Below are 12,297 nucleotides of genomic sequence, written 5' to 3'. Positions count from 1 at the left end.
GCAGGACTGCCATGCGGGATACGCATATCGGCTGGGCATACTCGTGCGATGGAGTTGACGGCGTGGCGGACGTTTGTGACGGCGTGCCAACTCGGTTCGCTGTCGGCGGCGGCCGCCGAACTCGGTTACACACAATCCGCCGTCTCCCGGCAGATCGCCGGGCTGGAGCGCCGGATCGGGACGCCGTTGATACAACGGCACGCGCGCGGCGTGCATCCGACGCCTGCCGGCGAGGTGTTCCACCACCACGCCCAAGTCGCGCTGAAGGAGATCGACCGCGCGGTAAGCGCCGTACGGGATGTTCGTGACGGGGCGCTCAGCCGGCCGCTGACCGTCGGCGCGACTCCGTCTCTGGCAGCCGGGATAGTGCCTGCGGCGATCCGCAGCCTGCTGGACAGGGCCGGCCCTCTCCAGTGGAGCCTGTCACCCGGGCTGAGCGCACAACTGCACGACCTCGTGATCGCTGGCGACCTCGATGTCGCCGTCGTCACCGACGCGCCACCGGGGCTACCCAATGACCCGCGTGTCGAACGACGGTTCCTGGGGATGGACGAGATGGTTGTCGTGCTGCCCGTCGGTCATCCGCGGGCCAGACGCGGGCCTGTGCACATCCAGACGCTTGCCGACCAGACCTGGGTCGAGGACAACGACGGCTCGGCCGCGCTGCTGCGCCAACACGCCGCCCGCGCCGGAGTAACCACCCGTATCGACCTCACCGCGGCCGATCTACCCGGCAAGATCGCCCTGGTCGCAACCGGCCACGCCATCGCCCTGATACCCGGGGTACTGACATCCGCACTACGGACCGACGTCACTACGGTGACTCTCGTCGATCCCCCAACCCGCGGTATCTACATGATCACACCACGTCGCGCCCCACACCCATCCGCAACGCCGCTGCTCGACCAACTCGTGTCAGCATTCGGCCCACGTCGATCCACCCCACCCGCGTCACCCGGCTGAGCTGGAAGACGCCCCTGCTGCTGCGTACGACGCGGCCCACTCGATACACAGCAGCAAAGCCGGTGTGCTAGCGGCCGCGCAAGCTTCTCTGCTGAACTCCCCGGCTTCGCCACTGGTCGCACCTCGGCCAGCAGACGCACGCTATTGCCGCGATCCGCGCCTATCTACCCAGGTAGCGGTTGTCGGCCGAGTGGGCTTACTGCGACACGTCCACGATCGTTTGAAGCAACAGTTCCGACACTGCGGTCAGCGCTTCGGTCAGTAATTGCTCGATCGGTACCGCGACTTTGCTGCTGTCCACGGCGATGTGGTCCGCCCATGTTTCTGGTTGGTATCGGGCGAGCATCGACAACGCGAACAGGACGGCCCACCACGCCATGACTGGGTGGAGGGAGTCTGTGTTCACGCCAACAGCGGGGAAGACGTACCGATCATGCAGGCGGTAGAGAGTGCTGTGCGCGAGCGCGTCGGCGGTGCGCTCGCCGTAACCGCTTTGGCTGGACGGATACGCGAGGTGGACGGTGCCGCCTTGGCCATGGGGATACACGCCCTTGACGTAGATCGCCGTGTGTCCAGCGAGCTTCGGGTACTGGCTCAGGAAGGCTTCCAGCGCCGGAGCCGGGCCCGTGTGCTGGGGCGGCGGCGCGATGTCGGTCGAAATGCCTGTGACGATGAGTTGCACGGGTGACGCCGTCTGAGCCTGATACAACCCACGGTACTCATCGACGCTCACTGGAAGCGGAACCGCGCCGACTGAACGTTCCAAGGGGAACTCGCTGCCCTCCGGCAGGGTGTTCCACAGCTCTCCCAGTGACACGGGCGCGGTGCTGTCCCAGGTCGGCGAGTTCAGGAACTTCGACAGGCGGGTGAAACTGCCTGCGGTGGTGTTGTCGCCGAACACCTGAGCCTTGGCGATGGGACCGACGAGCGTCGAGGGGTTGACCTTGATGCCGTGCCCGACCAGGGGGTAGTCGTTGTTGTTGACGTGCTTGGCGGCGGCTGCGATGGCCCTGCCACCCTGCGAAAGGGCGTAGAACAGCAACAGCGGACGAGTCGCGACACCCACGTTCGCGGCCGCAGTGAACATCTGCTGCGCCTGTTCCAGCGCGGCGACATAGGTCTTGCGGCGGCCCCCTCTGATACCGGCAGGCGGCTCGGCCCGGGTTGACCGAAGCGCCGCCCAAACAAGATCAATATCTACCTTCGCCGCCACCCGACGATCGTCTGCTACGTCCCAATGGGAAGCCAACCGATCTCCTTCGGTGCGACCGTTGCAGAAGAGGTGCCGCACGAGTCGGCAAGTCGCCCGCGTGCCTTGGCCAGGCCAGGGCACTGTCATGCCGCCGTCCGGGTGTGACAGCCGTCGGGCGACGCGTTCGAGCCGGTCAGTTCACGCGGGGCCGTCGAGATAGCCGATGTCCGTGGAGCCCGACGCGACGTGGACGCGATACCCCCAGTGCCGTAAGACCTGGGCGATCTTCGCGGAGCCGGCCGGGTTGGCGGAGTGGACGTTGATGACGCCGACGTCGAATGGGCGCTTGTCGAAGGCGGCCCGTTCCAGGACCTCCACGACCGGCCAGATCGTGTCGTCCCCGCCTAGATCGTGGTCCAGCCACAGCTCGTCCAGGCGCCGGTCCCGGTACCGATCGAGGAGTTCAACTCCGGCGGTGCTGGTGCGGGCTACCTCGGCGCTACGGCCGTCCACGAACGAGCGGAGGTCATCGACCAGGACGATCGTTCGGCGGGTATCCACGCGATGATGATGCCTGGCGCCGTCATAATCCGACATCCGCATCTGCTTGATTCGGGCGCTCCCTCGGTCGGAGTCGTCCCGCCCGCTCGACCCAGGCGCGCCGCGACTGGAGGCACTGCTGCGGGGTTCAGAGCAGGTTCCAGAGTTGCCTAACGCCGGCACCGCAACACCGGCCCATCCCAGCACGACAGGAGTCGACGGCGACCTGACGTAAGGATCGGTCGACCCCGCGAGGCGTCAGCTGGCACCGACGGAGATGATCATCCTGATCTGGTCGTGGACATGTCCACGACGCACTTGCCCAGCTCACACGCGTGCCGTGGCGCAAGTGGATGCGGCGCCCGCGCAAGGCCCAACGGTCGCGGCCGTACGGCATGCCAACGCCGCCCGGGTCGTCAGCAGACAACTACGGCGACGCGGAGCGCGGGCGGCGTCTCGTGTCCGAGTTCGTGGTGTCCGCGTCGCAGGTTCCGTACGAAGGCATGTCCGGCGATGATCATCTGCGCGGTCCCGTCGGTCCGTAGCCCGCGCATCGGCCGTAACCGGTGCCTGAGCTGGCTGTGGTCGGCCTCGACCGGGTCGTTGGCGTACCGCTCGACGTGGTGCCAGGCCGACGGGACGAGGTCGTCGGGAACCGCAGGCAGCATCGGTGACCACCTCGACCGGCGTCACCCTAGTGCCACCGACAACCGGCTTCGGTCCTGTTTGGAAACCCAGTCCTCCACCCCGGTCGATTCGACTGTGAGTGACTATTCCGGGATCCGGAATTCCTGATCGAAGAATCGCTTCCGAGTGTCTTGATTTTGCCTAGCCGCGAGAGCATGCTCTCGATCAACTTGCGGTAGCACGGCCTGCTACTGGGAAGGTGTCCGTCCAGTCGAAATGGTCCAGAGATTACCGAGGGATGCGATGACATTCCACTGTGAGCCAGTGTTGTCGATAGGAGAGCGCTCTTATGGATTTCGCTAGACGTCTTCCCGCCCTCGTTCGGCCGGTCGTGGTGGGACTGGCCGCCGCGCTGGCCGGACCGGCTCTGCTGGCCACGCTGCCAGCCAGTCCGGGCGTTGCCGCGACGGCCGTGGCCCCGGTCGCCGTTCCGGCCCTGCCCACGGTCGAGGGTCCGATCGCCGGTCCGGGACCGATGTTCCCTGGCATCCGTCCCGGTGCGGCCGGCACGAATTTGGAGGATTTCGACTACGTCTCGGAAGAGTATTTCGTCTCTGGAATAGCGAACGGGGCGCCGTACAAAACGCGCATCCTGGTCCGGCATCCGGCCAAGGCGAGGAAATTCAGTGGCGAGGTTGTCGCCGAGCCGCTGCACCGCGGCGGAAATGCGTTGACCTGCCAGTTCGCGCATTACGGGATCGCTCAGCGCGGCCACGGATGCCTGGAGATCGCGGCCCGGCCGATCAACCTCAACAATGGCAACAGCCCGACCTCGTCACTGCAGCCGTTCAACCCCGCCAGGTACGGGGATTTCCAGGTCTCCGCCAGCCAGTCGAACGAGATTATCGCGCAGGTGGGACGGTTGATCCGGAGTAACCTGCCCAGCGGGCCGTTCGCCCACTTTCCCGTACGCAACCTGGTCCTGACCGGATCGTCGGACTCGTCGGCGGCAACCCGCTCATTCATGGCCGGCGGCCACGCGAGTTACCGCATGCCGGACGGTCGCCCGATCTATCAGGGCTACTTCGTCGGGTCGACGCTGGGCGCCGCGCCGGTCGAACAGACCGACGTGCCGACGATCCAGATGCCGACCCAGTTCGAGGTGAACAGCACCGACGCCTACCGGCGCCCGGACAGCGACGTCCCGGGTAACCAGTTCCGCCTGTACGAGGTAGCGGGGATGGCGCACAACGACTCGCGGGAGAACCCCGCGTTCCCGGCCGGCGGGTGCGACCATCCACTCAGCCAGTTCCCGTTCGGCGCCATGATGTTCATGGGTGTGCAGCACCTGCTCGACTGGGTGCGGGACGGCACCGTACCGCCGCACGCCGCATACCTCGACGTGGACGACGACCTCGGTGACGGGACCCGGGTGGCGCTCGACCGGTACGGCAACGCCCTGGGCGGCGTCCGTACGCCGTACCTGGAGGTACCGGTTTCCCGCTACACCGTTCCGAACAGCGGTCCTGGACTCTGCTACCAGACCGGCTACCAGACGCCGCTTCCGCAAGCGACGATCAAATCGCTCTACCGGAACCCGGGCCAGTACGTCAGCAAGGTCCACAAGAGCCTGCACGAGCTGGTCAAGCAGGGGTGGTTCCCCCGGGAGTACGCCGGCTACGTGACCGGCGACGCCAAGGCGTTCCTGCGCCAGTGAACCCTTTCGCCCTCCCGTCGCGGTCCGTCGTGACGGGAGGTGGAAGTCGGGGCACAGGCTGTACCGTTCGGAAACTCGGCCACGGGCGCTGACGTGGGACTTTGTCCATCGTGGGATCGACGAGTGGTGTCATGCTGCCGGTCATGATCCTGTCGTTCGGCTACCTGATTCTTCGGCAGGCACTGCGGTTGGTGATCCTGTTGGCTCGCGGTGGGCACGCCAACGCGGTCGAGGTGCTCGTGTTGCGGCACCAGGTCGCGGTACTCCGTCGGCAGGTGCGCCGGCTGGATCTGGAACCGGCCGACCGGGTGGTGCTGGCCGGGCTGTCGAGGCTGCCGCCGCGGACGCGGTGGCCAGCGTTCTTCGTCACTCCGGCCACCTTGTTGCGTTGGCATCGCAACCTGATCGCGCGGCGGTGGACCTATCCGAGGCGGCGTGCGGGTCGTCCACCGGTCACGGCCGAGGTGCGCCAGTTGGTGCTGCGGCTGGCCCGGGACAACCCGACCTGGGGTTGTCGGCGTATCCAGGGCGAGTTGGCCGGCCTGGGCTACCGACTCGCGGCCAGCACGGTCTGGGCGATCCTGACCAGGGCTGGTGCCGGCCCGGCGCCGCGATGGGCGGGACCGGCCTGGACCGAGTTCCTCACCGCGCAGGCCAAAGGCATCCTGTCCTGCGATTTCCTGCATGTAGACACCATCGGCATGACCCGCGTCTATGTACTGTTCCTCATGGAGGTCGCCACCCGGCGAGTCCACCTGCTGGGCGCCACCACGAATCCGACCGGTGAGTGGGTGACGCAGCAGGCCCGCAACCTGATGCTGGACCTGGGGGAACGGGCCAACCGGTTCCGTTTCCTGATCCGGGACCGGGACGCCAAGTACACCGCGATGTTGGACACCGTGTTCCGGGCCGGGGGTATTGAGGTGCTCCGGACGCCGCCACAGGCGCCCCGTGCGAACGCGTTCGCGGAGCGCTGGGTGCGTACGGTCCGGCGAGAATGCCTGGACCGGCTCCTGATCTACAACACGCGGCAGCTACTCGCCGTGCTGCACGAGTATCTGGCGCACTATAACGGGCATCGGCCGCACCAGGCCCGCGGGCAACGCCCACCTGAGCGGGACAGGCTTCCGGCGATGGTTGCTGATTTGGGTGCGGTGCGGTGCGGGTACGGCGCAGGAAGGTGGTCCACGGGTTGATCAACGAGTACGAGCAGGCCGCGTAGCCGAAGCCGCGTTCTCGAACGGTACAGGACCAAGCCAAGCCCGAGCCAGCGGTGCCTGACACCACGAGCAGCGCTTGATCGGCGAGCGCGGACAACTTCAACCGTAACGGGCGCGCCACTCAAGATAGGCGACCTGCTGCTGGGCATCGAAGGCACCCACGTCTCCCACACGTGGGTGCCGAGAGCCGAAGCCGATCACGCTCCACAGCGGCGTACTCGTCCACAGCGCCTGCAACGCCGGATACCGCTCGACCTCCCACAACGCCTCACGCACGGCATCGTCCATCCCAGAACCTGGGCGTTCGTAATAAATACCGCTGCTCTGAGTGTTGAGCTCACCGACGTCAGCGAAAGCGGGCAAATCCGGAAATACCATGTCAAAGCTGAGCCTCCAGCGTTCCGGCTGATACCAATCCGGCCGCGCCTCGTCGACCATCAGATGCCTGTTGAACGACAGGGTCGGTAGCTCGTCACTCCAGCTATAGCGACCCCAGGACACGTCGAACCCGTCGGCGTTGCTGTCCGGTTCCGACTCCAGCCCATCGATCTCAATGGCGAGGAAGGCCCAGAACACCCGCCAGGCCAACTCGGGGTTCTCTACCCGGTTCGGATCAAGGCCATGTTGTCGGAGAAGACCTCGGAGGATGTCCGCCAAATCCGGCCACAATACGAGCACACCGCAAGGTACCAAGCAGCTCCGACCCCGAACGCAACCTGTGCACGTCATCGGGCTCTGTCGCTGATCTTGTGACGGTTGTCAGGCGCGCAGAAGGATGCGTTGCGGAGAAGGTCGAAGTTGGCGCGGCCGTAGCCGATGCGTTTGACGAGTTTGGCTCTGGTGTTCTGGCCTTCGACCTGTCCTGAACTCCAGGGGGTGGATAGGCCGGCGAGGACGGCGTTGTAGTCGGTTCGGAGCCCGTCGGCGAACTGTCGCAGGTGGGGCAGGTCGTCGTTGCGGACGGTGTTGATCCAGTCGGGTAGATGGTGGCCGGTGAGGTTGGTCAGCATTGCGGCGAAGGCGCGGATGTGCTGGGTGGTGGTGGTCAGGTGGGGGCATGCTGCTTGGACGTCGTTCAGGCTGAGCGTCTGCTCGGGTTGCAGCCGGTCCGGGCGGGTGAGCAGCAGGGCTGCTGCGGTGCGGGGTGCCGGGATGGGTCGTGGTGGTGGCGGTGGTGTGATGCCGCGTTTGAGCAGGTGGACGTAGAGGCCGACGGTGCTGCTGCTGCCGGTGTATCCCTGCTGGCGGATCTGTCGGTACAGGTGCAATGCGTTGTGCTGGCCCTGGGTGAACTGCTCGTACAGATAGGGCTTGAACGCATCTAGCACGGAGCGGCGGTGGATCGCGGGCGCGATGAGTTCGTCGAGGCTGGTGGCACGGGCGTAGCGGCGCACGGCGTAGTAGTCCAGGTTCAGGTCGCGGCTGATGCCTTTGAGCGAACGGCCGGCCGCGACGAGTTCCTGCACGGCGTGGTGGCGCTCGGTGGTGCGGGCGACGAGGGCGCGTGGCCGGCCACGGACGCCGCAGTGCGCATCCGGCAACGGTAGCGGCGTTGGCACTCCACCGGCGGCTCTGCCACGGCGAACGCGGCTTCGATGCAGCTGTGGTGGGCCGCGACGGTCTTCTCCACCGCCTCGCACAGGTTGTGCCACAAATGCCACCGGTCAGCGACTTGCTGGGCCTGAGGAGCACCGGCCCGGGCGGCCTCGGCATAGGCGCGGCCGCGGTCGCGGCAGACCACCTCGATCTCGGGATGGCCGGCCAGCCACGCCGCGATCGGTCCGGCGTCGCGGCCCTCGATCACCTCGACCGGGCGCCGCGTCTGCAGGTCCACGATGATCGTGGCGTAGACGTGGCGGCGGCGCAGCGCGAAGTCGTCGACGCCCACGATCCGCACGTCACCGGCGGGCGGGTCCGGCAGGGCACGGACCAGCCGCAGCAGGGTGTCCTTGGCGACCGGCACGCCCAGCCGCCGGGCGAGCCGGGCCGCCGGCCGGGCCGCGAGCGCCACCGCAAACCGGTGCTGCAGCACCGGCGTACGCCGTCCATGCGGATGCGTCAGGCCCGGCACCTGTTCGGCGAACGTCACCGCAGGACAGGTGTCGGACACGCACTTGAAGCGGCGCACCAGCAGATCGATCACCTGTAGCGTGCCAAAATTGGTACGACGGCCTTGACCTGGTCTTTTGAAGATCGGTTCAGGCTGCTCGGTGGTACTCGTTGATCACTCCGCCGAGCCGTCGTTGACGCCGTACGGGCTTGTCCATGGGAATGATGGCGGTCGGGTCGTGGTTGGGTGGGCGCTGTTGTCGTCCTTGGTGTGGCCGGTGGTTGTTGAAGTGGTCCACGTACTCGTTGACCACGGTCTGTGCGTGCCTGTACCGTGCCAATCCGTGCATCTACATTGAGCCGGCGATTTGCCTGCAAATCAGATCACTATCCGTGACGAAATCGAACGTTTTCGACGAATTCGGCGGAAAGGCTAAACTTCCCTATAACACAAATAATCCCGCCATGTACAAGATTTATGGTAGCGGTCCTGGGAGCGGAAAAGCTCCTGGCGGTGTCACATGTTAGTAGGTGAGTAAGTGGCGATCAGGCCGTCAAGTGAATGGCGTGACGGAACCGCTGAAGAGGCGCGTCTCGTTGCTGTAGGCGCCTTGGAGCAGGAGTTTGCAGTCATGGAGGGGCTATTTCCGCCGGATTTGCTCCAGCGTTTCGATGAGATTTTTGATGTCTTCGAGCGAGATGTGGCCGGGCTTAGCGTTCCGACAGATGGCGAAGTCCTTTCCCTCATTCGAAATGTGGTCTATGCGCTAAATGCTCTGAATGAGGATTGCGATTCTGATGCGATTGCCACTGGCGAGCGCACTGTACTGTGCGACTACATTGATCGAACGATTAGCGAGGCGGGCGTCGACCTCGACGTGTTATCCGCCCGTCACGGCGTTCCACGCGAGGACCTAACTGATGAATGGCGCACTTGGTAAGTGAGTGTTTGAAGTGGCGTCAGTCGTACTGGTCGAAGGTACGGCGTTGCGGGTCGGTGGGCCGGGCCTATGCCGTGCCAAAACTCGTCGCATGGTCGGTGAGCTGGTGTTAGTCGAAGCTGTGAAGCGTGTCAAAATCCCGCTTGGGTGCGGTGGCCTGGTGTTTTGAAGATCGATTCGGGTCGCCCGGGTGGGAACAGGTCGCACACGCTGTGAGCCGTAACCGCAAGGGTGGCAGTGACGATCATCGGTGTGTTGGTACGGCTGCTGTACCTGACGGTGATCCGTGTGTTCGGTGGACTGGGGCTGCTGGCTCGTGGCGACAGGGCGCTGCTGGTCGAGGCGCTTGCGCTGCGGCAGGAGGTGGCGGTGCTGCGCCGGCAGATCCGCGGCCGTCCCCGGTTGTCGTGGCCGGATCGGGCGGTGCTGGCCGCGCTCGGCCGGCTGCTGCCGCAGGCGGTGCGGGCGCATCGCCTCGTCACCCCGGCCACGCTGCTGGCCTGGCACCGTCGGCTGGTGCGCTGTCATTGGACGTACCCCGACCGGGCTGCCCGGCCGCGGGTCAGCGACGAGATCCGTGACCTGGTCCTGCGGCTGGTCCGGGAGAAGTCACGATTCCTCCGCGCACCTCGCGGGCGAACGCGTTCATCGAGCGCTGGGGCCGAAGCCTGCGCCAGGAGTGCACCGACCACGTCCTGGTCTACAACGAACGGCACGCTGCGGCGGTGGTCAACGAGTACGTGCAGCACGTCAACGAGCACCGCCCACATCAGGGCCTGCAACAGTTGCCGCCCCACCACGACCCGACCGTCGTCATCTCGACGGATGGCCCGTACGGCGCCGACGACGGCTTGGCGGCGTGGTCAACGAGTACCACCGGGCAGCCGGATCAGATCCTCGAAAGACCAGGTCACAGCCGTGAACAGGATTTTGAGACGGTACACCCACCTGGCGGGTCTGGTGCAGTCTTGCCGGCACCCGTCGCCTCGACGTTGCCGCCGCACAATGGCTTGCCACGCTCGCGGCCGGAATCGATGGCTGTCATGACCGGCGTTCGCCCTCTCCCCGCTGCTCGTGGTCAAAACCCGGTCCGACTAGCCGGACCGCGTCGAGCAGCGCGGTCCAGGAGGCGGCGCCGGTCTCCAGGGCGGCCACGATCGAGTACGGCCAGCCGGGGACTCGCTGGTCCTGGGTGCGGGTCTGCCCGGTCACGTGGCAGTAGAGCCGGTCCGGGCTGGTGTGGGCTTCCCGGCGCAGCCACGCGGACACGTCCACCGCAAGCACGATCCGCCGATCAGCGGCCAGCGGGACCGACAACGCGGCCGCGGCCACGGCCCGGCGCAACGGGGCCAGTTCCAGACGCCCGTGGTTGACCGCATCGTAGAGCGCCCCATGACCCCGGCGATGTTCGGCGGTCAGGCTCAACCCGACCAAGCTGTCCACCGGGCCATCCGCGCACGACACCGCGTCGGTCAGCTCGAACAGCGCGTCCGCCCGACGGGTCAGACAGCTGTAGAACTCTTCCCGGAACCCTGCGAGTCGCCGCAGCGACTCGACGCGGCCAGCGGGGTCGGGCACACTGCTCATCACGGCCTTCGATTGTGAGTCATGTTCTTCTTTGGCGAGACGACATGATCACCGAAGGCCGCCTCGATGTCCACTCTCGACGGCGCAAAACATGAGGCGAGAGCACCGAAGGTTAAAAACCAAGACTAGGCGCCCACGGCGAGGACAATCTTGCCGGTTGTGTGTCCGGTCTGGCCGAGCCGGTGAGCCTCGGCGGCCTCGGCGAGCGGTAGCACCGTGCCGACTTTTGCGCGTAGTCGGCCGGACTGTACGAGGTCGCTGATCGCTTGCAGTCCGGCGTGATCGGGCTCGACGAGCAGGTAACCCGCCCGGATGCCGCGTTCTGCGGCCTGCGGAACCAGACGGTCCTCCGCTGGGTGCGGCAGCGACACCAGGGTGCCGCCTGGACGCAGGAGTTGCAGGGAGCGTGGTCCGTAGTCCTCGCCGATGGGGTCGATCACCACATCGACCTCGCTGGCGACCTTTTCGAAGGCCACAGTCGTGTAGTCGATGAGTTCGTCAGCTCCGAGCTTGCGCAGGAAGGTGTGCTTGGGGCCGCTGGCCGTACCGATCACTTGGGCGCCCAGGGCTTTGGCGATCTGTACGGCGACGTGGCCGACCCCGCCGGCCGCACCGTGGATCAGCACGCGTTGCCCTGGCTGAACATTCGCGGTCTCCGTCATGGCTTGCCAGGCTGTCAGCGACGCCAGTGGCAGCGCTGCAGCGTGAACATGATCGATCCCCGCCGGTTTGCGAGCGAAGTGGCGGGCCGGGGCTGCCAGATACTCGGCGTACGCCCCCGCCTGGTGCGGAAGGCGTGGCATTCCGAAGACCTCGTCCCCAGGCCGAAATAGCGTTACTCCTACGCCGACCGCTTCGACCACGCCGGATACGTCCCAGCCAAGAATGAACGGCGGACGTCCGAGGAAGAGCCCCGCGGCGCGAGTCTTCCAGTCCAGCGGGTTGACCCCGGCTGCGTGTACCCGCACGAGGATCTCGCCCACCCCGGCCCGGGGCCGGTTCATCCACACCTGCTTGAGGACCTCCGGCCCACCGAGAACATCCTGGCTGATCGCCTTCATCTGATGCGCTTCGACGGCGTTGTACATGGCGCGACTACCTCTCAAAATCCAGGGACAGCGCCGCCTCCCGCGTCGCCGGCCCCACGCTGCCGGACTCCCCGGACATCCGACAGTGGCCCGAGTGTCATGATCTGCAAAGATCGGGCCATGCACCGTGTCGCCGTCCTCGCCCTTGCAGGCGTCTATCCGTTCGATCTCGGCATACCCGCACGGGTCTTCGGCGGCGCCAAAGGTTGCGATGGCGCCCCGCTGTACGAAGTCGCGACCTGCACACTTGACGGCCAGCCAGTGATGACCAACGCTGGCTTCTCCATTACGGTCAACCACGACAGCCAGGCACTGGCGCACGCGGACACCGTGGTCATCGCCCCGATTGACCTGGGCTGGCCCCCTGTGTGGG

Annotated in this window: 12 protein-coding genes and 3 pseudogenes; 6 read left to right on the top strand and 9 right to left on the bottom strand. The window is 66.1% G+C overall.

Annotated features, from left to right (window positions below):
• Positions 1 to 48: 48 nt before the first annotated feature.
• Positions 49 to 963 carry a LysR family transcriptional regulator gene (locus I0C86_RS42530; RefSeq protein ID WP_196206977.1) on the top strand — a complete coding sequence of 305 codons (915 nt, stop codon included), beginning with the start codon at positions 49 to 51 and terminating at the stop codon, positions 961 to 963.
• Positions 964 to 1,159: 196 nt separating this feature from the next.
• Here the strand turns inward: I0C86_RS42530 and I0C86_RS42525 are convergent, their stop codons facing one another.
• The 3 genes from I0C86_RS42525 to I0C86_RS42515 all read right to left on the bottom strand — a co-directional run bounded on the left by I0C86_RS42525 (position 1,160) and on the right by I0C86_RS42515 (position 3,363).
• Complete coding sequence (locus I0C86_RS42525) at positions 1,160 to 2,176, bottom strand: YaaC family protein (RefSeq protein ID WP_196206976.1); 1,017 nt, start codon at positions 2,174 to 2,176, stop codon at positions 1,160 to 1,162.
• A gap of 177 nt (positions 2,177 to 2,353) precedes the next feature.
• Entirely contained in the window at positions 2,354 to 2,716 is a 363-nt protein-coding gene (locus tag I0C86_RS42520) for a cyclic-phosphate processing receiver domain-containing protein (RefSeq protein WP_196206975.1), read from the bottom strand.
• A gap of 395 nt (positions 2,717 to 3,111) precedes the next feature.
• Positions 3,112 to 3,363 carry a DDE-type integrase/transposase/recombinase gene (locus I0C86_RS42515; RefSeq protein WP_196206974.1) on the bottom strand — a complete coding sequence of 84 codons (252 nt, stop codon included), beginning with the start codon at positions 3,361 to 3,363 and terminating at the stop codon, positions 3,112 to 3,114.
• A 308-nt stretch (positions 3,364 to 3,671) separates the two neighbouring features.
• Between I0C86_RS42515 and I0C86_RS42510 the strand changes: the two genes are divergently transcribed.
• Both I0C86_RS42510 and I0C86_RS42505 read left to right on the top strand, forming a co-directional pair.
• On the top strand, positions 3,672 to 5,039 hold the full coding sequence (locus I0C86_RS42510; RefSeq protein ID WP_196206973.1) for an alpha/beta hydrolase domain-containing protein: 1,368 nt from the start codon (positions 3,672 to 3,674) through the stop codon (positions 5,037 to 5,039).
• Between the two features lie 143 nt (positions 5,040 to 5,182).
• The gene (locus tag I0C86_RS42505; protein WP_230395677.1) at positions 5,183 to 6,235 is read left to right on the top strand and encodes an integrase core domain-containing protein; all 1,053 of its coding nucleotides are present in this window, start codon (positions 5,183 to 5,185) and stop codon (positions 6,233 to 6,235) included.
• A 123-nt stretch (positions 6,236 to 6,358) separates the two neighbouring features.
• On the opposite strand, the gene I0C86_RS42500 is transcribed toward I0C86_RS42505, so the two are convergent.
• From I0C86_RS42500 to I0C86_RS42485, 4 genes are all read right to left on the bottom strand, one after another.
• Positions 6,359 to 6,916, bottom strand: a complete 558-nt coding sequence (locus I0C86_RS42500) for a hypothetical protein (protein ID WP_196206972.1) — start codon at positions 6,914 to 6,916, stop codon at positions 6,359 to 6,361.
• 68 nt (positions 6,917 to 6,984) lie between these two features.
• Positions 6,985 to 7,587, bottom strand: coding sequence for an ISL3 family transposase (locus I0C86_RS42495; protein ID WP_456319987.1), 603 nt, complete (start codon positions 7,585 to 7,587; stop codon positions 6,985 to 6,987).
• An 83-nt stretch (positions 7,588 to 7,670) separates the two neighbouring features.
• Positions 7,671 to 8,402, bottom strand: a complete 732-nt coding sequence (locus I0C86_RS42490) for a transposase (RefSeq protein WP_196206970.1) — start codon at positions 8,400 to 8,402, stop codon at positions 7,671 to 7,673.
• A gap of 55 nt (positions 8,403 to 8,457) precedes the next feature.
• Complete coding sequence (locus I0C86_RS42485) at positions 8,458 to 8,649, bottom strand: transposase (protein WP_230395676.1); 192 nt, start codon at positions 8,647 to 8,649, stop codon at positions 8,458 to 8,460.
• Positions 8,650 to 8,847: 198 nt separating this feature from the next.
• Between I0C86_RS42485 and I0C86_RS42480 the strand changes: the two genes are divergently transcribed.
• Both I0C86_RS42480 and I0C86_RS45325 read left to right on the top strand, forming a co-directional pair.
• Positions 8,848 to 9,249 (top strand): hypothetical protein, encoded by a 402-nt coding sequence (locus I0C86_RS42480; RefSeq protein ID WP_196206969.1) that lies wholly within the window; start codon positions 8,848 to 8,850, stop codon positions 9,247 to 9,249.
• A gap of 614 nt (positions 9,250 to 9,863) precedes the next feature.
• Positions 9,864 to 9,983: pseudogene (locus tag I0C86_RS45325) on the top strand (hypothetical protein); the annotation flags it as partial.
• Between the two features lie 343 nt (positions 9,984 to 10,326).
• Here the strand turns inward: I0C86_RS45325 and I0C86_RS42470 are convergent.
• Together I0C86_RS42470 and I0C86_RS42465 are read right to left on the bottom strand one after the other, a co-directional pair.
• Positions 10,327 to 10,836 (bottom strand): annotated as a pseudogene (locus I0C86_RS42470) (transposase); the annotation flags it as partial.
• A 125-nt stretch (positions 10,837 to 10,961) separates the two neighbouring features.
• Positions 10,962 to 11,924 (bottom strand): NADP-dependent oxidoreductase, encoded by a 963-nt coding sequence (locus I0C86_RS42465; RefSeq protein WP_230395675.1) that lies wholly within the window; start codon positions 11,922 to 11,924, stop codon positions 10,962 to 10,964.
• Positions 11,925 to 12,044: 120 nt separating this feature from the next.
• Between I0C86_RS42465 and I0C86_RS42460 the strand changes: the two are divergent.
• A pseudogene (locus tag I0C86_RS42460) lies at positions 12,045 to 12,297 on the top strand (AraC family transcriptional regulator); the annotation flags it as partial.

This window comes from Plantactinospora alkalitolerans (assembly GCF_015690345.1).
Classification (GTDB): Bacteria; Actinomycetota; Actinomycetes; order Mycobacteriales; family Micromonosporaceae; genus Plantactinospora; species Plantactinospora alkalitolerans.
Note: the sequence above shows the minus strand (reverse complement) of the source record. Positions and strands in the feature narration are given on the sequence as shown.